This is a genomic window from Lacrimispora algidixylanolytica (genome assembly GCF_003609635.1).
GTDB classification, from domain to species: domain Bacteria; phylum Bacillota; class Clostridia; order Lachnospirales; family Lachnospiraceae; genus Lacrimispora; species Lacrimispora algidixylanolytica.
In genome coordinates, this window is the sequence record NZ_MCIA01000001.1 from 212,938 (window position 1) to 235,879 (window position 22,942).

Consider the following 22,942-nt stretch of genomic DNA (forward strand, 5'->3'; position numbering starts at 1 on the left):
ATATTTTTGCAAATTCATCTTTTTTTTTTGCAATTTGTCAAATGCCAGAAAAATCTATTGACGAATGAACCGCTCCACGCAATAATAAGCAATGCAGTTAGCTTCGTCTAACCCGCTGAAAATAATGATGTGGCAAGTCTTTTATTTTGCACCTCCCCAGAAAGGAAGATTAAATTGATTCAACGAGTACAAAATATGGCAATTTCCACAGTTTCACTTTATGGTGATTATAGGCGAACCATAGAGCCTAGAACAAAGCTGTTGATACTTTTGATCGTAAACATAACCAGTTTTGTTCAGAACAATATCTTGTGTGAAACGCTTTGCATAGCCCTGATTACCATTGCGATGATATACCACCGAAGTTATGGTCTGGCCATTAAAAATTTGATTTTCTTTGGAGCAATGGCACTTTTCATCCTACTTACACTAAGGGTTGAAAATACAATCGTAGGAATGCTGTCTGTTGTACTAATTATGGCAAGAAAGATATTCCCTACCTTTATGTTTGCAGCCTTACTCATGTCAACCACCCAGGTTGGCGAGATGACATCATCTCTCCAAGCCATGCATACCCCCCGCCAGATTACAATTCCCATCGTGGTAATCATGCGATTTTTCCCTACAATCAAAGAAGAAAGCAAGGGGATTTTGGAGGCCGCAAAAGTGAGGGGCATTTGCTTTACACCTTGGAATATTTTAAAATCTCCGGGGCAAATGATGGAGTATATTATGGTTCCCTTAATCATGCAGCTTTCTGTCGTCGCTGAGGAATTGTCTGCTGCGGCAGTGACCAAAGGAATCGACTCAGACAAGAAGAGGACCTCTTTGTATCAGACTCATTTTAGCGCAATGGATCTTGTTTTTACAGTATTATTTTCTGCAAATTTGGTATTTGCTTTCGTAGGAGGTGGCGTATGGTAGGCAATCAATTCGCTGTAAAAATGGAACATGTAAACTTTACTTATTCAAGCCGTCCGGAGGAGGGGCTACGGGATATTAACCTGTCAGTTCGCCGTGGTGAATGCGTCCTTTTAACCGGAGCAAGTGGTTGTGGCAAAACCTCCCTCACCAGAATTGTGAATGGCTTGATCCCTCATTTCTATGAAGGAGAACTCAGCGGAGAAATCAACATTGACGGACAAAGCGTCACAAGCTGGAAGCTTGATGAGCTTTCCATGAAGGTAGGCTCAGTTTTTCAAAATCCACGCAGCCAATTTTTTAATTTAGACACAACAAACGAAATTGCTTTTGGGTGCGAAAATTTAGGTATAAGCAGAGAGGAAATATTACAGAGAGTTAAAAAAACAGTTGAGGATTTGCAGATTGATCGACTGTTGAATCGAAACATTTTTTCCCTTTCAGGTGGAGAAAAGCAAATGCTTGCAATTGCTTCTGCCTATGCGTTAGGGCCGGATATATTTGTTTTAGATGAACCGTCCGCAAATCTGGATGCAATTGCAACCAATCAATTGCGAGAGGTTCTTGAAACGTTAAAACGGGAAGGAAAAACCATTTTAATCGCGGAACATCGACTGTATTATTTGGCAGACATTGTGGATCGCGTTTTATATATGGAAAAAGGTCGAATCGTTCAAGAGTGGAGTGCCAACGAGTTCAGCCAAGTCAGCAAAGAGCAGAGAATCAAATTGGGCCTTCGTGCATGGAACTTATCACAGGTACCGCTTGAGACTCATAGGAATACAAAGCAAGAGGAATCGTCCATTACTGTGGAGCACCTCAATGTGGCATATACGAAAAATGCCCCTGTTTTACGGGATATAAGCTGTGTCATGCAAAAAAATAAAACAACTGCAATTATTGGAAAAAACGGTCATGGCAAATCTACTTTTGCACGGTGCTTATGCGGACTTACCAAAGAAAGTTCCGGCAAAATCTTCTATTGTGGCAAAGAACAGCCTTACAAACATAGATCCGGTGAGAACTATCTTGTCATGCAGGACCCAAATTATCAGCTGTTTAGCGACAGTGTAATAGGCGAAGTGGAGCTTTCCCTAAAAAGTAGCAGGAACAAGAAAACCACTGATGCCACCAAGATTTTAACCCTTTTATCACTCAACGAATTTGCCAAACAGCATCCTATGAGCTTATCCGGTGGGCAAAAGCAACGATTGGCAATTGCTGCTGGTATTGCACAAGATGCAGACATTCTTATTCTAGACGAGCCTACCAGTGGACTGGATTACAGCAATATGCTGCGAGTACATACGCTCTTAGAACAACTGCAAGAGACAGGAAAAGAAATCATCGTCATCACACATGACTATGAATTTTTAATGAATACCTGTGACTACGTAATTGAAATCGAAGAAGGGGTAATTGCCGAATGTTATTCGGTTAACAAAGAAAATCAACATAAATTATTACGTTTTTTCGCAAATATATAAAACGAAAAGGAGAAATACCGTATGAATACGAAAGGAAAGAAAATCAGCTTGTCAAGCAAGGACTTAATAAATATTTCTATTTTTACATTGCTTTTTGCTATTTGCATGTTCCTAGTTGCAGGGATAGCAGGAATGATACCCACTGGGTTTGTTTTCCACGGTGCAATTGCCGCAATACCCTGCGGAATTATCTATATGTATATGCGAGCCAAAACACCAAAGAAAAATGCCATTATTGTACAGTCAATTCTCTTTGCTATTATATACTTTGTTATGGGCAATCCCATAACGGTACCCATTGCAATTTTAATAGGAGGTGGCCTTGCTGAGGTTATATCTGCGACAGGCAAATATACCAGTTTTTGGAGAAATACAATTGGATTTGCTGTATTGACAGTAATCACTTGGCTAGGATTCATGTTCAATATGCATTTCCAAAAACAATATTATATGGAGTACGCAACCGGAAGGGGATCCTCAGCAGCGTATGTGGAAAATCTTCTTAATCTTGCCAACGGGCCCATGTTCTACATTGCTCTTGTGGCAACTATTATTTGTTCATTTATAGGGGCACTTCTAGGACGCAATTTGCTGAAAAAGCATTTTGAAAAAGCAGGTATGGTTTAAACTGCAGATACAGTTACCCATATTTGCCCAAATTGTTTAACACGGCTTTTCCGACGATTTCAATGTTAGGATATCGCAATCCATGGATAATTGCTTCGTTTAGAGGTTACCTATTCATAACTTTCTAGGCAAGTCTTATACTGCCGTAATGACTTTAAGCTTTTCCTTATAGCTATTTATCATAAGACTGTTTCAATACTTGGAGGGCGTATGGTTCGTGAATTCCTTAAAATCTTTAATAAAATGTGACTGGTCATAATATCCCGTATCAAGGGCCGCTCTTGTCATATCTGGCTTGCTCACGGTTTTTGTCAGCTCATCAATGGCATTTTGAAACCGGATGATACGAAGAAGCTCTTTGGGTCCCATACCAAATTCTTCTGTAATGACTTTATTTAAGTATCGAAGAGAATATCCACACAGGCATCGGAAATCGCCGTCATGAAATCACACTCTGCCTCAAACTGATAAAAATGGGAAATTCCGTACTGGATAAGACTGTATTTCTTGTATGCTCCCGTAACCAGAACAAAACCCGGTTGCTTCGGATGCAACATCTGTGTGCGATTTCTTTCCTTCATAGGCGGTCCCTCTTCATAGTGAAAACTAGTAAATGGGTAAAAAAATCGCAAGGGAGCCAAAAACTCCATTGCGATTGATAATTAAACTTATACTCTTTTAGATAAACTTTGTCAATAGCATTTCTGTTTCCAAATAATGCCTGTCATTTTTTAAGGAGTGATTTAAGTAAAATATATTTCTGCGTAATATTCATTTGGTTTCTCCTTGTGAACCAGAGCAAAGCGAAACTTCACATAAAAAGTCTGATTCTCAAGATGAAAATGAAGGCTAAGCCTTTGAATGTAATCTTTAAGCTTTATCTCACTTCCCCAAAAACTAATATGGCGGTATTTTCCCTGAATGCGGCTTTTTTTTGCTCCCTGAAAGATCTTATTCAGTTGCTTTTTGCTTAACATATGAGCATGAAGGGATAAACCAATTGTCTGGTCGTCTTCCATTAGATTCCCCTCTTCATCCATCTCATAACCAAACCACTGCTCAAAAGCTTCAAATCCTTTGACTTGGCTGCTTTCCTTGCCTGACAGGATCTCATTAAGATCCACATGGTAAATGGTTATGTCCTCTTTTTCCTTAACAATCACATTAGAAAAAGTATCATCATTTGTAAATCCTTGAATCTCTTTTAAAAGCAATGTCATCTCCCTGGTGTATTGACCTAGTTTTTTTAGCATCAAAAGTCTCTCTTCAATATAATGACTCTGTTCCTCCATCATAAAAAGATATCCTTCTATGCTCTCTTCTTCCATCTGCGCCTTCATCTGATCCAATGGAATCTCCAGATATTTTCCAACCAAAATCATCTCCAATTTATCTAGGTGTTCAAGAGTATAATAACGGTATCCGCTTTCCGGATCAACCACTGGTTTTAACAATCCTTTTCTGTCATAATGGCGCAGCGTATCAATGGAAATTCCGTATAAGTTGCTGATCTGACCAATTCGAAATAGATGATCCATATAGCCTCCAAGATTAGACTTGACTCTTGAACAACTCAAGAGTTTATAATTATATTAACTCATAGAAACAAGCTTTGTAAAGGAGGTTATAAAATGAAAGATATTACCATTGAACCATATACCGACTCTGATTATGATTCGGTCATCTCCCTGCTGGTGGATTCTTTTAAAAGTAAATTTATCTTTCGTCAGAAGTTATCACCAGAAAACATCAAACAAATTTTATCTTCTGTATGGAATATAAAGGAACATGAACCTGGTTGTCTCCACCTGATTGCCAGAACAGGTAATAAGGTGTCAGGCGTCTTATTGGTACGGTACGGACACCCCCGAAATCTAGGGAAGAAAATCCCGTTCCTCTTCCTCTGCCACCGCTTCGGTTTTTTCCAAATGATATTTTTCCTATTAAAACTCTTTATCTTTGAACAATATCCTACTGGGAGATGCTATGTGGAACACATCGCGGTGGATTCTTCTTTCCGAGGCCAGGGCATTGGAGAGGCCCTTTTATCTCACGCAGAAAACATATTAAGGGAAAAGAAATTCAAAGAGCTCTATCTCACGGTAGCTTTGAATAATAAAGCAAAACATTTATATCTAAGAGATGGCTTTCAAGATATGGAAAAGATTCATAGTCCCCTAAAAGGTTTCTTTATGGGAGTAAACAAGTGGGAATTTATGAGAAAAAATCTAATGGAAAGTAAGGAGAAAAATAATGAAGCATAAATTATTAAAATTACTGGGAGGTCTCTTCCTCCTCATAACCCTTGGCACCATCATTATCCTGTATCAAAATTCCTTTGACATGAAAGTGACTTCTGTGCAGATTCAAACCTCAAAGGGAACCTTAATGGGTAATTTGGTACTACCTAAGAATCAAAAGGATAAGGTTGGTCTTGTTGTATTTATCCATGGGGACGGTCCTGTGGATGCTTCCTACCATGACGAATATAAGCCATTATGGGAACTGCTTGCGAAACATGGTTATGCCTCCTTATCCTTTAGTAAGCCGGGAATTGGTGGTTCTTCTGGAAATTGGTTGAAGCAGACCATGGACGACAGAGCACTAGAAGCTGTGGAGGTTATGAACTGGGCAAAGACACAACCTGAGATTGATACCAACAGAATCGGTCTATGGGGAGCCAGTCAGGCTGGCTGGGTCATCCCTAAGGTGGCTAGATTAGATAAAACCGTTGCCTTTCAGATTCTGGTGGCTCCTGCCGTAAACTGGATTGATCAGGGCATCTATAATACCTTATCGGTTATGAAAAAGGAAAATAAGTCCTTAGAAGAACAGAAAGAGGCCCTCTCCAAATATGAATGGTCCGTATCCATGCTTGAGAAAAATGCCTCCTACCAGGAATACCATAACAGTGGCATGGCAGACAAAGATTTGTCCGAAGATCGTTGGAATTTTATCTTGAAAAATTATAAGTCCGATTCCACAGAGGACATCAGACACTTTTATAGTCCTGTAAAACTGATCTTAGGAGGTAAGGACGTCAATGTGGACAGTGCCAATACAAAAGAGGTCTTTGAAAAAGAGGTCCCAAAGGAGCTTTTGAGTGTTACTTTAATCCCAACTACAGATCATTTTATGCTAAAAGCCCCCTTGGTCAACTACAAATCTCTTACCTTTATAACCGCCTTGTTCGCCCCAAAAAAGTTGGCAGACAAAACTTATTATGAAGAAATCGTCCGCTTCCTGGCTACCATTGACCAATCCAAAAAGTAAATCGGGATTCCTTACTTTTTCTCCTTCAGATAATAAAGAAATGCAAACACCGGAAGTGATAACCCCAATATGGAGGCAAGATTCCAGCTTCCCTGTGCATAAGCCCAGCCACCTAACGCTGACCCGGCGGCACCTCCTAGGAAAAACACTGCCATGAACAGGCCATTAACCCTTCCCCTAATCTCATCTCCCAGAGAATAGATGGCCTGCTGTCCCAAGACAAGATTTCCAGAAACAGCCATATCAAGGAGAATTGCTGCCGCGCAAAACAAGAATAAGGATACTTCTTTATTGCCTGTAAATACGTGGGTCAGAGCAAAGGAACATGCGGCGAGAAAGAAAGCAATTCCCGTAAGAACTCTTGAATATCCACGGTCTGCAAGTCTTCCAGCTATGGGTGCAGCCACCGCCCCTGCCACTCCTGCAAACCCAAACAATGCAATCTCTTTCTGGTTAAGATTAAAGTGTTGGGAAAGATAAAGAGGAACCACCGTCCAAAACAAGCTAAAGCTTCCAAACAATGCAGCCTGATAAAACGCTCTGCGGCGAAGTAAGGGGATACTGGAAATCAGATGCCATAAGGATATAAGGATGGACTGGTAACTGTCTGTGGGATTGGGATTTCGTTTCGGGAGAAGCTTGTTTAAAACAATGACTAGAACAATCATTATAACAGCGGATAAGTAAAATACTGCTTTCCAGCCCAGGTATCCGGTAATTAGGCTGGATGTAGGCCTTGCAAGCATAATTCCAAGCAAAAGTCCGCTCATTACATTGCCAATTGCCTTTCCTCTTTCCTTGGGAGAGGCTAGATGAGCGGCAAAGGGAACTAAGACCTGGGCAGCAACTGATCCGATTCCAATTAAAATCGCTGCCACAAAAAAGAGTCCTGTATTCTTTGCCATCGGTGCTACTACAAGTCCTATAATGGCAATGAAAAGAATTGATATGGTCAATCTCCGATTTTCCATTAAGTCACTTAATGGAACAAGAAATAAAAGCCCTGCGGCGTAACCAAGCTGGGTCATAGTTACAATCAGACCAGACAATCCAGCAGAGATTCCCGTAGCCTCACGGATAGGGCCAACCAGGGGTTGGGAGTAATACAGATTTGCTACAATCAGCCCACAAGAAACAGCTAAAAGAAGTATGAGTGAGCGGGGAATTTTCTTTTCTTCCATTTTTACAGTATTCATTATAATTATCCTCCTTTAAATACTAAACGCATCGTTTACTAATTACATAATATACGCAGCGTTTCGTTTTGTCAACTCTATTTTTTTATAATATTCTATGTTATAATGAACGCAGCGTATTTAAACTGATTTTAAGTAAAAAAGAGATATGAGGTGGAAATGAGTATGGAAATAGAGAAAAAGATAGGGCGACCCCGGAGTGAAAAAACAAAGAAAGCCATTTTGGATGCATCTTATGAACTTTTGATAACAAATGGATTTCCTTCTATTACGGTGGAAGGGATTGCAGAAAAGGCGGGCGTAAGTAAAGCCACCATTTACAAATGGTGGCCCAATAAGGCGGCTGTGGTGCTGGATGGATTTTTTGCAGCCACGGAATTAATGTTAGAGGTGCCAGATACAGGCTCCGCAAAAGAAGATCTTATGATACAGGCCGACAATCTAGCTTCATTCCTGACTAGTCCTAAGGGAAGAGTCATCACAGAGCTGATCGCAGAAGGACAAACAGATGAAAAGGTGGCGAAAGAATACCGCAATCGTTACTTCAACCCTCGTAGATTAATCTCCAAACATATCCTGGAACGTGGAATTGAACGAGGGGAATTACGCAAAGATCTTAACATCGAACTGAGCATTGACCTGATTTTTGCCCCCATCTTCTATCGGCTTTTAATTACCGGGGAGAAAGTGGATTCCACTTTTGTGGAGCAACTGATTGGGTATGTTTTTGCAGGCTTGGATTTAAAAAACTAATATACCAAAAAGAGGTTCTTCTTAATAGGATGTCTTCACCTTTTGGCTAAAGGCTATGTTTTCACTATATTATTCAATAATATAAGCACTGACGATCTCGGCATAGTAAGCGGTATGATAATCCTTGTTCGCACCGTGGAAAGAGCCATCCACATCCTGCGGGTAGCACGCCTTTTGGTATTCTTCTGTCATCGCATCTTCCACCTGCTTTTGTATGTATATGACCTTGCATTCAAGAGTCAGTGGAAGTTCCTTTATGGCCGGAGCAGATACTGCGACAGGGGGTTCCAGTGTCAGATTTAGTTTCTCAATCTTATCCACCAAATGACCGGACTCCGATCCACATATCCCCAAAATCTTTTTATCAAAGTCTCCATATGGGATATTAATGGTAAATTCCATACTCTTATCCAACTGCTGCTTTGTAAACCGACTTTGTCTGACAAATGTTGTGAAAATCGGTTTCCCCCATTCAATCCCAAGTGTCCCCCAGGAAATGGTCATGGCATTTACTTTTTCATCGGTCTTTGTTGTCAACAAAACACCTTTCTTAACTGCTTTTAAAATCTCACTGGCGTATTCAAATACATCAATTTCTTTTTTCATTTCCCTCTCCTTACTTAAATTTATATTGGTTTAACCAATTAAATATTGGTAAACAGCATCTACACCTGCACTTATGATACGCTCATCGTTAATCTTGTTTTCATAAAACACAACCTGGTCAACCGTTGAGCTGATTAGATTCTTTGCTACGATTGAGGCTGCTTCTAGATCTTTCACGCGAAACATATCTTTAAAGCATACAAGATGATCAAGCGTTATATTCTGAACTTTTTCCTGTTGTTTCTCCATCACTGCCGCAACCTCTGGTATGGTATGACATAAAATCATCAATTCCTGATTTAACTCTCTAGAGTCCATATGTATCTTAATCATATCTTTAATAAACTGCTTAAGCCATAGCTTCAGATCGTGTGTGTAGTTTTTCATATTAAGGTCTAAGTCTTCATGAACGATCATAAAGGATTCATTGTATCGATCCAATAGTTCCAGTAAGATAGTGTCTTTATCCCTGAAATATACATAAAGGCTACCAATGGAAATCTCTGCAACCCTAGCGATCTCATTTGTGGTTGTCTTATAAAAGCCTTTCTCACAAAACAGCTTATAAGCTGCGTTTAATATCTTTTCCTTTGTCTGTATGCTACGAACCTGCTGGGGCTCTCGTATTGTTTTCTTTGATTCCATTTGATTCACCTCCTAAATCTACTATAAGCAACTACATTTTTTTTGTCAATAATAGGAAAAAAACTTTTATTTTTATTGACAAAATAAATAACGAAGCGTAACATGAGCATTAACTCATATTTTGAGATAAAAAATAATATCTATATGGAGGATGAACAATGATTTTTCTTATTACCTGGATAATTGGTATCGTACTTGGTGTTGTTACAACTATTTGTAATCCAGCTATTAATACTGTTTCAACCGTCTGCCACAATCTGTTGCTTTACCAGCTGACGGTAACTCTTACCCTTTCCGGACTGGTTAGCTTTGTCTGTCATGTGTTTTATTCGGATCGGGTGGCGGAATTAATCGGTTGGAAAAAGGGAAGCCCGTTTCAAAAAGAACTTGGTTTTGCAGAATTCGGATACGCACTTGCTGGATTTCTATGTATTTTTTATCGTGGGGAGTTTTGGTTGGCCGCTATTGTAATTGCCTCCCCTCTCTATTTGTTAGCCGGAGTGTATCATTTATGGGAAATGGTGGTTAAAAGGAATTATGCCTCTCACAATACTTGGACGATTATCCCCGATCTTCTTATGCCAATATCCTGGATTTTACTTTATATCCTACAGTAAATATTACTTAAAACACATTATATTACAAAGGAGAGTAGATATGAGAAATATAAGTATTTCTAAAAATCCCAATGATCTTAATAAGTTTTTACAGGAGAAAATGGTAGAGTGGAATGTGACTGGAATGGCCGCTGCTGTCATTAAAGACGGAGAACTATTGTTTGAAGGTGAATTAGGGTTAAGAGATGTCAAGCAAAATCGAAACGTAACAAAGGATACATTATTTGCAATCGGATCTGCAAGCAAAGCGTTCACATCTTTAGCAATAACAATGTTGGTAGAGGAAGGGACACTTGATTTCGACGCTCCCATCAAAAAATATATCCCTGAGTTTGAGATGAAGAATAAATATGCTGGTGAACATATTACCCTAAGAGACATGCTTTGCCACCGCTCTGGATTACCACGGCACGATATGGTATGGCTCGATAATACCTCATTACTTCCTAACGATTTAATAGCTAAGATGAAACATCTAGATCTCAGTAAAGATTTCAGAGAGACATGGCAATATAATAATCTTATGTATATTATTATTGGTTATGTAATCGAATTAGTAACTAAAATGTCTTGGAGCGAATTTATAAAAGCAAAAATATTTGAGCCACTGGGGATGAATAACAGTAATTTTTCAGTTGAGGTTTCAAAAAAATCATCCGATTACAGCTTGCCATATGCATTAAAGGGAGATGAAGTTCACCCGCTTGAATTTAGAAATTTAGATCAAGCGCAACCAGCCGGCGGTATTAATTCCACTTTAACGGATATGACTAAATGGCTTATGTTTCATCTGGAAAAAGGGAAAGTAAATGGGACTCAGATTGTATCAGAAAAAAATATATTACAAATGCATTCTACACAAATTCCATGTAAATTAGTACCTTGGGATTTTAACGAGGTACAGTTTTCTTCTTATGGATTAGGATGGTTTGTTGAGTCCTACCGTGGGAGAAAACATGTACATCATGCAGGAAATATAGATGGATTTTCTTCCTATGTTAGTTTTTTACCAGATGAGAATCTTGGCATTGTCATTCTTAGCAATACAAACACTCCTTTTTGGACGATTCCTATCACGTATTCTATCTATGATAGAATTTTGGGAGATGAACTTGTGGATTGGAGTGGAATGATTAAAAGTGAGTTTATAAAAGCAATGGAATCTACCACCGGTGTTAACAAATCTGAGATCAAATCTCAAGAGGAAGATATAAAACCGTCTCACTCCCTTGACAATTATACAGGAATATTTGAAAATCCCGGTTATGGTACGATTCATATTGTAAAACAGGAAGAGTGCCTAAATTTAATTTATAATAACGTAGAATATAAATTGAAGCATATACACGATGATGTCTTTACTATGACCATGAATGACGTTTATATCATTACCGTTAGCTTTCATGGCAGTAGTAAAAAATCTATTGATTATGTTTCAATACCTTTCGAGCAAAGTGTAAAAGAAATACAGTTTAAAAAGGGAAGGAAATAACTTGAGGGGAAGTTTTGGTTCAACCATTAAGTATATGGAACGACTCGAATTAGCGTTATCTCCATTTCCCAGGTATGTAGGACCAGAGAGATAATAAAATATTAGACATTGCTAATTTTACACCGAATTTTATTGTATATCCCCGGTCCAAGAAAAAGTATTAAATTGTCCTTGTCTTTTCAAGAACAACATACGTGGGAACAGTTAGAATTAATGCAACGGAATATAATCAATCTTTTATATCGTAATAACAAAAAAATGAGTAAAGATTACAAAAGAGGCATTCTTAAAAAACAGAAGAATGTCTCTTAGCGGTAACTGTGTTAAATTTCAAAAGGCTGGCAATAGCGGTATGGATACTGAACTTCATCCGTCTTTATTGAAACAGCTCATCTCCACTTTTAAAATCGAACCCAGGGTTATGGTCGAACTTTACTGCACCAACACTTGCTTTCCCTTTTACTGCTTTACTAATACGAGCTATCCCCTCATTTCCAAAGCCAGCGCATAATTCAATCGCACTTACGCCCTCTTCCACCAGTTCTTTAGCGACAATTTCGGCTTCATCATAGTTTTGAACCCCAGCGACTGTTAAGCTAACTACTGGTGTATCTAAAACGGTTCTATGTACCTTATAGTCAACTTCTGGTGCTACGAATATAAATGCTACATTTACTTTCATCTCTAATTCCTCCTCTTTAATGTATCCCTAAAGCTATAATTACTTATATAGTATACTCTTGTCTTTTTTTAATGTCTATTTTTCTAGTGAGATTAATTAGAACATAATTTAAGCAAATTAATTCGCGAGTCGAACTAGCTGTGCCTCTCCCGAGCTTCTTTTCATTAGAGCCCATTATTGATGGAAGCATATATGTGTCAGTGATTTTTATATTTTAATCCCATTAGTCAGCCGAACGCCCAAATCAAATGCACTTTGACAGTCGATTGGGAATTGTTCCTTCTTTACTTTGGCTTTATGGCTCTCGTCGATACTGGAAGCGTCATACTTGGAATAATCATGAAATTGATAGGTATCATTGCTTAAAAGTATCTCTGAATTTCCATGAAACAGTTGAAGCAATTGCTGGTTTTGTTTAAATATGGCATCGTAATTGATCTTTTCCATGATATCTTTTGGGACATTCATGGTATAAATAAATCCCGATGTTATGGTTCCTCGAAATATGGATCTTTCCCCTTTATTGTAGGTAAGAATGGGAAATAACAGACGTTCAAGGAAAGAACGCATCTCTCCGGTGACATTCCCAAAATAGATGGGAGAACCAAGAAGTATCACATCACAGGACAACGCATATTCAAAAACTTCCTTAAGATCATCTCTTACTGCACAGACCCCATTACAATCACTGCCTTTTCGTTTACACGCAAAGCAACTGACGCAACCTTTAAAATTCAATTCATAAAGGTTGACCAATCTTGTCTCTGCCCCATTTTCTTCTGCACCTCTTATGGCATTTTGAAGCAGCACAGCCGTATTCTCATTTTTACGAGGACTTCCATTTACCGCCAATACGTTCATCTTGAACCTCCCTTGTTTTTAATTATATATACGAGATTTCATTAAGATATCCATTGTTTGAGCTAATTATAGCAATTTATAATCAAGTTGTACATTACGCACTTTTTTGTTAGCTTCATGAGAGAAATCCTTTTTCTTTCAACAGTTCTTACTGGCCATTCTCCTTTTATGATGTCGTGGTTTAGGGGGGCTGGGCAAGAAAAGTTTTAAATTTTCCAGAAGAATACCTTATGCCATGTTTTATAGCTGTGGGTAAAACTAGTGCTAATGCTCCTTGCATAATGCAAAAAGAATATACGATAACCGAAAGAATACACCAGAATGCTTGGTAGGTTACGGATGCTATAAATTAAAATAAAAGTAACATAACTGACTTATTCTATATTAAAAAGGAAATCAAAAAACGCATCTTCCTTTTTATTGGCTGATGCGTTAGGACTTTGACTATTAATCTTCTCTTACTTAAGTATTTCATCTTTCTTCTCAATAATAGCTACTGCAGATGCACAAGCCTGACAATCGCAATATTTAGCTCCATCGGATTTGATTTTCTTTGCATGTGAAGCAATATTATTAGCAAGTTCTGATCCAAACATTTGAATGCCAGTATCAGATTCTGCAAAACCAATTAAATTTTCAATCGGCATAATATCAGCTTCTAGCTCATCAATATAATTTTTTGTAATTATAGCTTCGTTTTCAGTTCCAATGGCATCTAACCAGTTCTGAGCTGCTGCCTTTGCCTCACTGCTGCATGAAGAAGCGCCTATTAATTCGTGAGTTTTACTAACGGTAAAATCAAATATATCCTTGTTCATATCGAATGCCCTCTCTTTATTGGATTTTAATTGCATCTTACCATAATTATTTTAAAGTTGCAAATTAAAGATAGCAACTATATATGGCATTCTAATAAATAAAGGCTTAAACGAAATATTGTTACTGGATAATTGAATATTGATTTATAGAGGAGTATAATCATTGATGACCTAAAGGATACTGGATTAATAAGATACGACACAACAGGAATTTGCATATGCACTATATCATGGCTTCAAATGAGAATGGGTAATTATAGTAATTGAAAAGTAGTAATAATCTAGTTTACAAATATTTACTTGTGAAGGCGTTTAATCTAAGAAGGGATGTTATGAAGTCAATGATTAAAATAGGTGTAATAGGTGATTACGACGGACGTCCGTCTCATATTGCCACTAATGAAGCCATAGAACATTGTGCTTCCTACTTGGGCTTACAACAGGAAACACAATGGATTCCCACCGATTCTATAGAAAATGATTGCGGACAGAGCTTAAAAAGCTTCGATGGTTTATGGTGTGCACCGGGCAGCCCTTATAAAAGTGCGCAAGGGGCAATGAATGGGATTCAATTTGCAAGGGAACACAACTACCCTTTTATTGGAACTTGTGGAGGGTTTCAACATGTAGTGCTAGAATTTGCCCGTGATATTCTTGATTTACCAGAAATTAATAAAATGGAATTTGATCCGTATATACCGAATCTATTTATCGCAGCACTTAGCTGTTCGCTGATTGGAGAATCAAGAAGTATTTTATTAACGAAAGGCACAAGAGTCGCACAAATATATGGAGTGAAACAATTAGAAGAGAGATATAATTGTAATTTCGGATTAAACCACCAATTCAGAGACCAATTAATAAGTCACGGTTTCGTAGTTGCAGGAACAGATAAAATGGGCGACACGAGAATACTTGAATTACCTCAGAATATTTTTTTTATTGCTACTCTTTTTCAGCCCCAATTAAGTTCAACGCGGGAAAATCCTCATAAACTTATTCTTGCTTATTTGAAAAGTGTAGAGGCATTTAGCAAGCAGAAAATATAACTTTGGTAATCTCCTATTTTATCAATGATACTAGATGGATAAGCGGGAACGTTTCCATTTAAATAGATAGTAATTACTCATAATAACATTTTTAGAATAACAGGTGATTAAATGCGAGAGTTTTTTATGAAAACAGAACGGATAGGCTTTTCTAAATGGAACGAGGATGACATAGACTTAGCCATTCAGTTATGGGGAGACAAAGAAGTTACTCAGTTTATTTGTGCTACTGGCATGTTCACAAATGAAGATGTCCATCAACGATTGAAAACAGAAATTGATAATGACGAACACCTACATATACAATACTGGCCTATTTTTGAACCTTCCACAGAGGAATTGATTGGTTGTTGCGGTATTCGTCCTTTTCAATCTGAAATATATTCCTATGAACTTGGATTTCATCTCTGCAAAAAATTCTGGGGAATGGGTTATGCAACTGAAGCCGCTAAGGCGGTCATTGAATATAGCTTTGAAACATTAAAAGCTAAAAAACTGTATGCCGGACACCACCCACAAAATAAGGCTTCAGCAAAATTATTAACCAAGCTTGGTTTCCTGTATATAGGGAAAAACTATTATAAACCAACAGGGCTATATCATCCGTCGTATGAATTAGTAAATAATAAGGAAACTAATATAAAAGCAAAAGAAATTACTATCTCTGCAGAAAACCCATTTACTACTGAGGCCATATCCTTATTGAATGAGCTATCAAAATGCCTTCAAGATATAACCGGAGATAATGGAAACAGCTCATTTGACGCTAATGATGTCTGTAACGATAAAGCTATATTTGTAATTGCCAGGAATCAAAGTGGCAAGGCAATTGGCTGTGGCGCTTTTAGGCCTATGAATGAAACAACAGCCGAAGTCAAAAGAATGTACGCAAAAGAAAAAGGTATGGGAATTGGGAACAAAATTCTTTCCTATCTTGAATGCCAGGCAGTTGATATGGGGTACAAATCTCTACGCCTAGAAACCCGAGTCGTTAATGCGAAAGCAGTTTTATTTTACAGACACAATGGATATAAGGAAATACCAAACTATGGTAAATATGAAAACAATATCAATGCCATTTGCTTTGAAAAAGATCTATCCACTTAAACTATGGGCTATCCAAGTCAGGCCTAGGCGCATACTAGCAAATTCGGGGTTAATTAAGCAGTATACATTAAAAATCTAATATTGATAGTTATAAAATTTCCTTGTATTATTAAAAAAGCAATAGAATTTTTATGGAGGGGGCTATTATGGTAGGAAAATATAAGGTAATAACTTTGTGTGGAAGTACGAGGTTTAAAGATGAGTTCTTAGAAGTACAAAAGCAATTAACTCTAGAAGGTAATATTGTAATTTCAGTAGGGTTGTTTGGACATGCTGATGGTGAGTTTGGAAATGCCATCACTCCTGAAATTAAAGTAATGCTTGATGATATACATAAAAGAAAAATCGATATGTCTGATGAAATTTATGTGATTAATAAAACTGGATACATAGGTGAGAGTACAAAAAGTGAAATAGAATATGCTATAAAAGCAGAAAAAATTATTAATTATTTAGAGAATCATAATGCTTAATTGTTCCAGATTATTCTTAAAAGATAAATTAAGTAAGGTCAAACTGCTTCTTTTAAAAATCTTTTACTTTCAACATTATCTTAAAATATCTCCTAATTTAATAAGGGGGTACTCCAAGTACCATTTTCGCAACAAAGAAACAGATTTATAATACAAACATGAGCAAGAACCAATAAAAAAATGGCCTTGCTCATAAAATACAATTAATTTATTATATAAGTAATTCGAGTTTACACGAACTTTGTACGGTCTCGTATCTCAATCTGGCCTTCGCTCCTCACATAATAATGTCGTTTTACTTATTTTAAATTTTTGAAACAGAAACTCGTCCCTTTTTCGATTGCTTTTTGCTATTATTGTAAGCTTCTTCTACCCCTTGAGGCGATAGGGGGAAATTTTTGTCTATATGAATTTTCAGTTCTTTCATTTCAATCCAATTCACAATTTTTTCAAAGTCCGAGTGGTTTGGCTTAGATTGGAAAAAGTATGCCTTGATGTTTCGTTCCATCGGATAATTATTTATTCCAAAAGAAACAATCGATACATATTTTCCACTGTCTCTAATAACAGAAAAGCTCTTTTCCCCAACCTTACCTAAAGCACCATTATTTTCAATCATAGATGACTCCATAACAGTGTCAATTATCAAGTCGACTTTTTCGTGGATTATATCTGCAATATCAAATTCAGTGTAATCGTAAACTTCATCTGCCCCTAAAGCTTTTACAAAATCATGTTTATCTTTTCTTGCAGTTGTTATAACATAAGCACCATGTTTTTTCGCTAATTGTACAGCCACATGCCCGACACCCCCGGCACCACCCTGAATTAAAACTCTTTGGCCTTTTATAAGGTTTCCATAATCAAATAATGCTTGCTTCGCAGTTAACGTAATTGTAGAAGCAGCACCAGCGATCTCATATGGTATATCTTCTGAAATGTTTGCAAGATGATCCTCATCTATTGCAACGAAATCTTGATATGCTCCTGAATGGATTGTTAATCCCATAACACGGTCACCGACTTTAAACCGAGTAACCTTTTTTCCAACAGCTTTTACGACACCAGCAACATCACTTCCGAGAATGATTGGTAATTTCTTGGACCATTGGCCTCCAACAGAGCTGTTAAATATTTCTCCCGTACGTAAAGGTTCATCGCCTGGATTAATTGAAGAAGCCTTCACTTCGATAAGTACTTGGACTTCACTTAAATCTGGTAAATTAACTTCTATTTCTTCAAATGTACCGGGGTTACCGAATCTTGTTAAACCGATTGCTTTCATATTTTATCTCCTTTTAAACATTCCTTATTTAATGTGTGTTGAATAATTGTATATTATCAGCTACATTTAGGTGGTTCAATAAGTAATAGTATGGAGATTGTTGAGAAATCAACAATTAAGTTCAATATGTTAATTATTAATATGAATGAGAGTATTAAGATGGATAGACGAATTTAAAAATCTAAACAGATAATTATGGTTGCTTTTATGACACTTGTTTTAGAAAAAGAGTTTGAAAATAATACGATTGGTGAAATCGCAGAAAAGGCTAACGTAAATTGAGGAATAATTTACCTCCATTTCATTGATACGTATGATTTAAGAGACAAGTGTTTGGACTATTATTTAACGCAATTAACAAATACATTTATCCATGATCCTAAGGAAGAAAAATCAACATCTAAGTTATCACAAATCAGGTTTACGAAGATTTATGTATTCTCCTATTTTTACTAAAAAAGACTATCGATACTACAATATTAATAACAGATATAACGCTAACCAGCCACACGGAAATCAATGCTGTATCATAAGAAGTGTCAGAAAGAGCTGTCCAATCTTTTATCCTTACCAAATAACTGGTATAAAAAAGCTGTGAGCATATTGAGAATGCGCAACATATGAAGCTTATAGCTGTAATAATAGCATACTTGAAATTGTTGATACTGTTACATAGAACAAGTGACAACAAAGGTAGCAACAATGCAACAAACCCTAAAATTATGCTTATTAAGTTAGATGCTTCTATCATAATTATCCTCCCTTTCAGAACAAAAAAACTTATTGTTATTATAACTTATACTTATTATACTGTCATTATAGAAATAGGGTCTTCTCCTATGCATCAAAAGGCGAGACAATATATCCCGGTAAATTTATGGGTACTGGAACAATCGCAGGTTGTAGCGGCTTAGAAAATGGACATTTACTGAAGGACGATGATACCATTCGATTGGAGATTGACCAAATTGGCTTTGTAGAAAATGTGGTAAAACGGCTTTCGATGAAATATTCTCGTATCAAAAGTGGATAAATGTTCCTTCACGAAAAATAGCTGTAAAGATTGGGATGTCATTGCGCAAGGAGTATGCTAACGAGAAAAATACAAAAACGAGCGTATACTCCGTTACTAGAATGGAATTTATGCGAAATCTTAAGATATAGAAATTGCAACTTTTCCAATTGTAAAATATGAACTTACGTAATCATATAATCTGCGTTGATATATTATGTAATACCAATCTATCGTAAAAAAATATATTTACATGCAATTGGGATTTTATATTTCTAAAACATAATAAACAAGTAAATAAGATTTTACGTATTAGTGTACATTGAACATTTAATATTGATAGTTATTAAGTTTGGTGGTATCCTGTTCATATAGATGAATAGATTTAGCTGAATAAGAAATTATATTATAGTCAAAAATGGAATATAAATTGGAGATGAGTTTATGGAGTATTCGCAGATAAGAAAGAACTTTGAGCGGCACGGATTTACAACACAAGTTTTTTCTACAAAGGAGGCTGCCTGTTGTTACCTTACCGATATTTTACAAAATCAAACGATCGGATTTGGAGGAAGTGAAACTTTGATGGAACTGGGCTTGTTTGAGGCTCTACAACAAAAAAATGCTGTTGTATGGCACAATAAGATTCCAGGCATGGCAGTGCGAAAACTTGCAAATTGTGCAGACATCTATATATCCAGTGCAAACGCAATAACGGAGACAGGAGAAATTGTAAATATTGACGCAACAGGAAATCGTGTTTCAATGACTGCTTTTGGACCTCAATCCTGTTATTACATTATAGGAAGAAATAAAATTACAGCTAATATTAGCGAAGCATATTCTCGGTGTAAAAATGTAGCTGCCCCCTTAAATGCTAGACGATTGGGAGTAAAAACGCCATGTGCGGTTAAGGGAGATAAATGTTATGATTGTAACAGCCCTAACCGGATTTGCCGTATTATTTCGGTAATTGAACGTGTACCAATGGGTATGAAGTGTGAAATTATTTTTGTGGATCAGGAATTGGGGTATTAATCTAACCGAGGATTTTAAGGATACTAATCTTTACGGAATTCTAACAAAAAGCAACATCAAATAAAAAGGCTATTGAATGGGTTAAATCAATCAATGCAAATGTTAGGGTTTGTGGCTGAAAGATTTGGTATGAGTGAGGCCCAGAAAATTGCTGAAAGTATTGAATATATTTGGAATTCTGATCTGAATAACGATCCATTCTATGTATAAGATTAATGGGCGCTGTTGATTCGAGTCGAGCTACTATTAATTGTATATCTTGGGAGGTATGAGTCTTGATAACGGTTATCTTATTTGATTTTGATGGAGTTCTAACAATTGATAAAACAGGTTCGGAATCAATCACAAAATATATCTCAAGTAATAGTAATGTACCGTTAGATGTTGTAGAAGCTTGCTATTATAGGTACAATCAGGATTTATTATGTGGTAAAATAACACATCGAGATATGTGGAAAAGTTTTTGTGATGAGATTGGACATGCATTGGATTATAATATTTTAATAGACTCATTTAAAAACACTAAGCTAGATAGAGATATGATTACGTTAGTTAAAGAACTAAAACACAGATACACAATCGGTATGGTAACAGATAATAAAGTTGATAGGATCGAAACTATTTTAGAATTTAACAATCTAAATAAATATTTCGACGTTGTATCAATATCAGCAAGATTACATTCAGGAAAAGAAGCAAACTATATATTTAATGATACATTAAAAAAACTCAACGTTCTTCCAGAGCAGTGCGTTTTTATTGATAATACTGAAAACAACTTAGTAATACCTAAACAAATGGGATTTCGTACTCTTCTATTCGATGATGAAAATAGAAACTTTAAGATATTTAAGAATCAGTTACAAGACATGCTTAAATAAGAGAAGTTCGATTAGGGATAAATAATTCAAATTTAAAAATCTGTAAACTACCAATTATCAGGATTAAGTTGGTGGTTTTTTTATACTTATATTGGAATAAGCTAATTCAAAAAATAATCTTTTATTAAAATATGGATATAAAGGTAATATGGCGGTTAGTAAGATTTTAGCCAACCACCATATACTTTATTATTACTCATCTTTAGTTGTGCATTTTGCAATCCTATACTATAAACTCATGGTCGTTTTACGCCAAAATATATCTTGTCTGTAGAAAAACAAATTATTATAGTAGGTTGATTCATATGGGGTTTTGAAGTGACTTTGACATGTTAATAGGGATATTAATGAATTGAATAATTGTAAAATAATTAGAAGCTGTGTTCAAAGATAAACGGCATAACCTCTTCACGATTAATTTTCAACACATAAGCAAATTCCTCGCAAAGTGTTTTTTCAGCGCCTTTGAGAAAATCTTCATCAGAAATCTGTAGTTTATTATTTTTATTAACTTCTTTTAACTCTTTTTTGTGGCATTGCAGAGTTTTTATCATATTTATAAGTTCGGTATGGTTACCATCAGCAATAATCTGGCTATATAATTCCTTGCGCTTACGATTATCCTTATTCCAAATGAAATTTTTACCAGACATTTTCTTAACTAGAGAAAAAATTTCATCGGTAGATAGGAGCTTCCGAATTTCAGTTTTCTTACTGTCACTTACAGCTGAGACGTATACTGTCGCACCCGTATTATAAACAGGTTTAAGTACATAATATGGACGCGTTGTTTCATCCACGGACATATCCTGTAATCCGGTAACCTTACAGATACCATGTCTCCCGTATATGATGACATCACCAATATTCATATATTCACCTCTTTCTATTAAAAAAAATGTGGTTTACTAAAACCGGACCTACGTCCCTGTAAAGAAAACCACATGTTTGATATTTATATTATAGCACAAATGAAGCTGATACGTATACGGCAATTTTCTCCAAACTTATGACTATATCCCGGAATAATCTGTCTAGTATTTATCAGATTACCCGTAGAAAGAAAAATCTAATCATGTTGCAAATAGAATAAGAACATAAGGGGTCAACACTTATGAGTAGCAACAAAAAAATCAGGTGGACTAGAGACAGAATTGGAAGTCATCATTCTACTACATAAAGCTGATATCTATTGAATCAAGCATTGGAAACTAAATATTGATAGTTAGTTATGTTTGAAGTAGTATAATATTACTGATCAAAAATAAGGAGGTATTTTATGGTACGGTTTGCAAAAAGAGAAGAATTAGAAAGCGTTAATCAGATTAGAAAACAAGTTAGCAGCTTGCACTCTAATGGGCGTCCGGATATCTGCAAAAAAGATTTTAGTAAAGAAATACAGGATGACATTTACAGTTTGTGGGAATTAGATAATTGCGATGTGTTAGTGGCTATTAGGAATGATTTTGTATGTGGTTTTGCTAGCGTCGAATATATTGATAGACCTTCATCTCCCTATATAAATGCGAGAAAATATTATCACATAAAAGAATTGGGTGTGGATGAAAAGTTCAGACGTCAGAAGATTGCTACGGAGTTATTTGAGTTTATAAAAAAGCAAGCAAAAGAACGTAATTTTGAGAAATTAGAATTAGATGTATTTGAATTTAATGAGGGAGCCGTAAAGTTTTATGAATCAGTTGGCTTTTGTACATATCGTAGATATATGGAATTTGAAAATAAATGAACTGAATAATATTGGAGCTAGCAAATTAATACAAACTACTAATTTAATATTAAGTTAGTAGTTTTTTTATGTGTAATTTACTCGATAAAAATGATATAGGCCAGCTTCCTGCTTCGTCCAGGAAATTAGGGTTAGAAGGATAAAAAGTCAATGGGAATAAATATGATTTTTAACGGACACATCCATCACTTTGATAATGATGCAAGTCTGGATAACCTTTTGAATGAGACAGCTGACAGTGTGAGCGAGACTAAAAAAGATAACGCTGTATTGTATGACGATGAGATGAATTAGGACTTAGTTAATTATAGGAACATTGATAACTTAATATTGATAGTTAGTAGCGATTGCTGTATCCTAAATATAAATCGG

The 22,942-nt window shown here is 36.3% G+C and carries 26 protein-coding genes and 1 pseudogene; 16 read left to right on the forward strand and 11 right to left on the reverse strand.

From position 1 onward, the window contains the following. Positions 1 to 174 precede the first annotated feature (174 nt). Genes BET01_RS00965 through BET01_RS00975 form a run of 3 tightly spaced genes read left to right on the forward strand, consistent with a single transcriptional unit; the run spans position 175 to position 3,035 of the window. Positions 175 to 924, forward strand: coding sequence for an energy-coupling factor transporter transmembrane component T (locus tag BET01_RS00965; protein WP_147422787.1), 750 nt, complete (start codon positions 175 to 177; stop codon positions 922 to 924). Further along, entirely contained in the window at positions 918 to 2,408 is a 1,491-nt protein-coding gene (locus BET01_RS00970) for an ABC transporter ATP-binding protein (RefSeq protein ID WP_243117086.1), read from the forward strand. The genes BET01_RS00965 and BET01_RS00970 overlap by 7 nt, the downstream gene beginning before the upstream one ends. Positions 2,409 to 2,429: 21 nt before the next feature. Next, positions 2,430 to 3,035, forward strand: a complete 606-nt coding sequence (locus tag BET01_RS00975) for an MptD family putative ECF transporter S component (RefSeq protein WP_120194892.1) — start codon at positions 2,430 to 2,432, stop codon at positions 3,033 to 3,035. 192 nt (positions 3,036 to 3,227) lie between these two features. Here BET01_RS00975 and BET01_RS00985 read toward each other — a convergent pair whose 3' ends face one another. The 3 genes from BET01_RS00985 to BET01_RS00995 all read right to left on the reverse strand — a co-directional run bounded on the left by BET01_RS00985 (position 3,228) and on the right by BET01_RS00995 (position 4,573). Further along, entirely contained in the window at positions 3,228 to 3,404 is a 177-nt protein-coding gene (locus BET01_RS00985; protein WP_243117087.1) for a helix-turn-helix domain-containing protein, read from the reverse strand. A gap of 26 nt (positions 3,405 to 3,430) precedes the next feature. Continuing rightward, a complete protein-coding gene (locus BET01_RS00990) occupies positions 3,431 to 3,616 on the reverse strand; it encodes a hypothetical protein (RefSeq protein WP_120194894.1) in 186 nt (61 codons plus the stop codon). A gap of 162 nt (positions 3,617 to 3,778) precedes the next feature. Further along, a complete protein-coding gene (locus BET01_RS00995) occupies positions 3,779 to 4,573 on the reverse strand; it encodes a MerR family DNA-binding transcriptional regulator (protein WP_120194895.1) in 795 nt (264 codons plus the stop codon). 93 nt (positions 4,574 to 4,666) lie between these two features. On the opposite strand from BET01_RS00995, the gene BET01_RS01000 reads away from it, so the two are divergent. Together BET01_RS01000 and BET01_RS01005 are read left to right on the forward strand one after the other, a co-directional pair. Then, positions 4,667 to 5,299, forward strand: coding sequence for a GNAT family N-acetyltransferase (locus tag BET01_RS01000; RefSeq protein WP_120194896.1), 633 nt, complete (start codon positions 4,667 to 4,669; stop codon positions 5,297 to 5,299). Beyond that, positions 5,289 to 6,308, forward strand: coding sequence for an alpha/beta hydrolase family protein (locus BET01_RS01005; protein ID WP_120194897.1), 1,020 nt, complete (start codon positions 5,289 to 5,291; stop codon positions 6,306 to 6,308). Before BET01_RS01000 ends, BET01_RS01005 begins: the two co-directional genes overlap by 11 nt. 11 nt (positions 6,309 to 6,319) lie before the next feature. Here BET01_RS01005 and BET01_RS01010 read toward each other — a convergent pair whose 3' ends face one another. After that, the gene (locus BET01_RS01010) at positions 6,320 to 7,504 is read right to left on the reverse strand and encodes an MFS transporter (RefSeq protein ID WP_120194898.1); all 1,185 of its coding nucleotides are present in this window, start codon (positions 7,502 to 7,504) and stop codon (positions 6,320 to 6,322) included. A 165-nt stretch (positions 7,505 to 7,669) separates the two neighbouring features. Here BET01_RS01010 and BET01_RS01015 point away from each other — a divergent pair, with 165 nt between their 5' ends. After that, positions 7,670 to 8,257, forward strand: coding sequence for a TetR/AcrR family transcriptional regulator (locus BET01_RS01015; protein WP_330512265.1), 588 nt, complete (start codon positions 7,670 to 7,672; stop codon positions 8,255 to 8,257). Positions 8,258 to 8,326: 69 nt separating this feature from the next. On the opposite strand, the gene BET01_RS01020 is transcribed toward BET01_RS01015, so the two are convergent. After that, entirely contained in the window at positions 8,327 to 8,863 is a 537-nt protein-coding gene (locus tag BET01_RS01020; protein ID WP_120194899.1) for a flavin reductase family protein, read from the reverse strand. A gap of 30 nt (positions 8,864 to 8,893) precedes the next feature. Then, positions 8,894 to 9,508: a TetR/AcrR family transcriptional regulator gene (locus BET01_RS01025; protein WP_120194900.1), complete on the reverse strand. Its 615-nt coding sequence runs from the start codon at positions 9,506 to 9,508 to the stop codon at positions 8,894 to 8,896. 158 nt (positions 9,509 to 9,666) lie between these two features. Here BET01_RS01025 and BET01_RS01030 point away from each other — a divergent pair, with 158 nt between their 5' ends. Both BET01_RS01030 and BET01_RS01035 read left to right on the forward strand, forming a co-directional pair. Next, a complete protein-coding gene (locus tag BET01_RS01030; protein ID WP_120194901.1) occupies positions 9,667 to 10,125 on the forward strand; it encodes a DUF6790 family protein in 459 nt (152 codons plus the stop codon). 40 nt (positions 10,126 to 10,165) lie between these two features. Then, positions 10,166 to 11,617, forward strand: a complete 1,452-nt coding sequence (locus BET01_RS01035; RefSeq protein WP_120194902.1) for a serine hydrolase — start codon at positions 10,166 to 10,168, stop codon at positions 11,615 to 11,617. Between the two features lie 376 nt (positions 11,618 to 11,993). Here the strand turns inward: BET01_RS01035 and BET01_RS01040 are convergent, their stop codons facing one another. From BET01_RS01040 to BET01_RS01050, 3 genes are all read right to left on the reverse strand, one after another. Beyond that, complete coding sequence (locus BET01_RS01040) at positions 11,994 to 12,299, reverse strand: DUF6506 family protein (RefSeq protein WP_120194903.1); 306 nt, start codon at positions 12,297 to 12,299, stop codon at positions 11,994 to 11,996. Between the two features lie 207 nt (positions 12,300 to 12,506). Beyond that, positions 12,507 to 13,160: a flavodoxin family protein gene (locus BET01_RS01045; protein ID WP_120194904.1), complete on the reverse strand. Its 654-nt coding sequence runs from the start codon at positions 13,158 to 13,160 to the stop codon at positions 12,507 to 12,509. 458 nt (positions 13,161 to 13,618) lie between these two features. After that, positions 13,619 to 13,978, reverse strand: a complete 360-nt coding sequence (locus BET01_RS01050; RefSeq protein ID WP_120194905.1) for a molecular chaperone Hsp90 — start codon at positions 13,976 to 13,978, stop codon at positions 13,619 to 13,621. 332 nt (positions 13,979 to 14,310) lie between these two features. Between BET01_RS01050 and BET01_RS01055 the strand changes: the two genes are divergently transcribed. The 3 genes from BET01_RS01055 to BET01_RS01065 all read left to right on the forward strand — a co-directional run bounded on the left by BET01_RS01055 (position 14,311) and on the right by BET01_RS01065 (position 16,607). Then, positions 14,311 to 15,027 carry a CTP synthase C-terminal region-related (seleno)protein gene (locus tag BET01_RS01055; RefSeq protein ID WP_120194906.1) on the forward strand — a complete coding sequence of 239 codons (717 nt, stop codon included), beginning with the start codon at positions 14,311 to 14,313 and terminating at the stop codon, positions 15,025 to 15,027. 126 nt (positions 15,028 to 15,153) lie between these two features. Next, positions 15,154 to 16,134, forward strand: coding sequence for a GNAT family N-acetyltransferase (locus tag BET01_RS22285; RefSeq protein WP_330512275.1), 981 nt, complete (start codon positions 15,154 to 15,156; stop codon positions 16,132 to 16,134). Positions 16,135 to 16,280: 146 nt separating this feature from the next. Then, the gene (locus BET01_RS01065) at positions 16,281 to 16,607 is read left to right on the forward strand and encodes a hypothetical protein (protein ID WP_120194908.1); all 327 of its coding nucleotides are present in this window, start codon (positions 16,281 to 16,283) and stop codon (positions 16,605 to 16,607) included. A gap of 304 nt (positions 16,608 to 16,911) precedes the next feature. Here BET01_RS01065 and BET01_RS01070 read toward each other — a convergent pair whose 3' ends face one another. Continuing rightward, positions 16,912 to 17,892: an NADP-dependent oxidoreductase gene (locus BET01_RS01070; RefSeq protein WP_120194909.1), complete on the reverse strand. Its 981-nt coding sequence runs from the start codon at positions 17,890 to 17,892 to the stop codon at positions 16,912 to 16,914. Between the two features lie 844 nt (positions 17,893 to 18,736). On the opposite strand from BET01_RS01070, the pseudogene BET01_RS22465 reads away from it, so the two are divergent. The 3 genes and pseudogenes from BET01_RS22465 to BET01_RS01095 all read left to right on the forward strand — a co-directional run. Then, positions 18,737 to 18,925: pseudogene (locus BET01_RS22465) on the forward strand (fumarylacetoacetate hydrolase family protein); the annotation flags it as partial. A gap of 423 nt (positions 18,926 to 19,348) precedes the next feature. Then, a complete protein-coding gene (locus BET01_RS01085; RefSeq protein WP_120194911.1) occupies positions 19,349 to 19,942 on the forward strand; it encodes a lactate utilization protein in 594 nt (197 codons plus the stop codon). A 275-nt stretch (positions 19,943 to 20,217) separates the two neighbouring features. Then, entirely contained in the window at positions 20,218 to 20,823 is a 606-nt protein-coding gene (locus BET01_RS01095) for an HAD-IA family hydrolase (protein WP_120194912.1), read from the forward strand. A gap of 371 nt (positions 20,824 to 21,194) precedes the next feature. On the opposite strand, the gene BET01_RS01100 is transcribed toward BET01_RS01095, so the two are convergent. Next, positions 21,195 to 21,695 carry a CarD family transcriptional regulator gene (locus BET01_RS01100; RefSeq protein ID WP_120194913.1) on the reverse strand — a complete coding sequence of 167 codons (501 nt, stop codon included), beginning with the start codon at positions 21,693 to 21,695 and terminating at the stop codon, positions 21,195 to 21,197. Positions 21,696 to 22,102: 407 nt separating this feature from the next. Here BET01_RS01100 and BET01_RS01105 point away from each other — a divergent pair, with 407 nt between their 5' ends. Next, positions 22,103 to 22,570 carry a GNAT family N-acetyltransferase gene (locus BET01_RS01105; protein ID WP_120194914.1) on the forward strand — a complete coding sequence of 156 codons (468 nt, stop codon included), beginning with the start codon at positions 22,103 to 22,105 and terminating at the stop codon, positions 22,568 to 22,570. A 150-nt stretch (positions 22,571 to 22,720) separates the two neighbouring features. Then, entirely contained in the window at positions 22,721 to 22,864 is a 144-nt protein-coding gene (locus tag BET01_RS21485; protein WP_158584958.1) for a hypothetical protein, read from the forward strand. The last annotated feature ends 78 nt before the right edge of the window (positions 22,865 to 22,942 follow it).

Coding starts and splice junctions, on each gene's coding strand:
- BET01_RS01020 (WP_120194899.1), bottom strand. CDS start 8,863: ATGAAAAAAGAAATTGATGTATTTGAATACGCCAGTGAGATTTTAAAA.
- BET01_RS01065 (WP_120194908.1), top strand. CDS start 16,281: ATGGTAGGAAAATATAAGGTAATAACTTTGTGTGGAAGTACGAGGTTT.
- BET01_RS00975 (WP_120194892.1), top strand. CDS start 2,430: ATGAATACGAAAGGAAAGAAAATCAGCTTGTCAAGCAAGGACTTAATA.
- BET01_RS00985 (WP_243117087.1), bottom strand. CDS start 3,404: ATGGGACCCAAAGAGCTTCTTCGTATCATCCGGTTTCAAAATGCCATT.
- BET01_RS01100 (WP_120194913.1), bottom strand. CDS start 21,695: ATGAATATTGGTGATGTCATCATATACGGGAGACATGGTATCTGTAAG.
- BET01_RS21485 (WP_158584958.1), top strand. CDS start 22,721: ATGGGAATAAATATGATTTTTAACGGACACATCCATCACTTTGATAAT.
- BET01_RS01035 (WP_120194902.1), top strand. CDS start 10,166: ATGAGAAATATAAGTATTTCTAAAAATCCCAATGATCTTAATAAGTTT.
- BET01_RS01040 (WP_120194903.1), bottom strand. CDS start 12,299: ATGAAAGTAAATGTAGCATTTATATTCGTAGCACCAGAAGTTGACTAT.
- BET01_RS22285 (WP_330512275.1), top strand. CDS start 15,154: ATGAAAACAGAACGGATAGGCTTTTCTAAATGGAACGAGGATGACATA.
- BET01_RS01070 (WP_120194909.1), bottom strand. CDS start 17,892: ATGAAAGCAATCGGTTTAACAAGATTCGGTAACCCCGGTACATTTGAA.
- BET01_RS01105 (WP_120194914.1), top strand. CDS start 22,103: ATGGTACGGTTTGCAAAAAGAGAAGAATTAGAAAGCGTTAATCAGATT.
- BET01_RS01025 (WP_120194900.1), bottom strand. CDS start 9,508: ATGGAATCAAAGAAAACAATACGAGAGCCCCAGCAGGTTCGTAGCATA.
- BET01_RS01015 (WP_330512265.1), top strand. CDS start 7,670: ATGGAAATAGAGAAAAAGATAGGGCGACCCCGGAGTGAAAAAACAAAG.
- BET01_RS00990 (WP_120194894.1), bottom strand. CDS start 3,616: ATGAAGGAAAGAAATCGCACACAGATGTTGCATCCGAAGCAACCGGGT.
- BET01_RS01000 (WP_120194896.1), top strand. CDS start 4,667: ATGAAAGATATTACCATTGAACCATATACCGACTCTGATTATGATTCG.
- BET01_RS01085 (WP_120194911.1), top strand. CDS start 19,349: ATGGAGTATTCGCAGATAAGAAAGAACTTTGAGCGGCACGGATTTACA.
- BET01_RS01045 (WP_120194904.1), bottom strand. CDS start 13,160: ATGAACGTATTGGCGGTAAATGGAAGTCCTCGTAAAAATGAGAATACG.
- BET01_RS01050 (WP_120194905.1), bottom strand. CDS start 13,978: ATGAACAAGGATATATTTGATTTTACCGTTAGTAAAACTCACGAATTA.
- BET01_RS01010 (WP_120194898.1), bottom strand. CDS start 7,504: ATGAATACTGTAAAAATGGAAGAAAAGAAAATTCCCCGCTCACTCATA.
- BET01_RS01005 (WP_120194897.1), top strand. CDS start 5,289: ATGAAGCATAAATTATTAAAATTACTGGGAGGTCTCTTCCTCCTCATA.
- BET01_RS00970 (WP_243117086.1), top strand. CDS start 918: ATGGTAGGCAATCAATTCGCTGTAAAAATGGAACATGTAAACTTTACT.
- BET01_RS00995 (WP_120194895.1), bottom strand. CDS start 4,573: ATGGATCATCTATTTCGAATTGGTCAGATCAGCAACTTATACGGAATT.
- BET01_RS01030 (WP_120194901.1), top strand. CDS start 9,667: ATGATTTTTCTTATTACCTGGATAATTGGTATCGTACTTGGTGTTGTT.
- BET01_RS01055 (WP_120194906.1), top strand. CDS start 14,311: ATGAAGTCAATGATTAAAATAGGTGTAATAGGTGATTACGACGGACGT.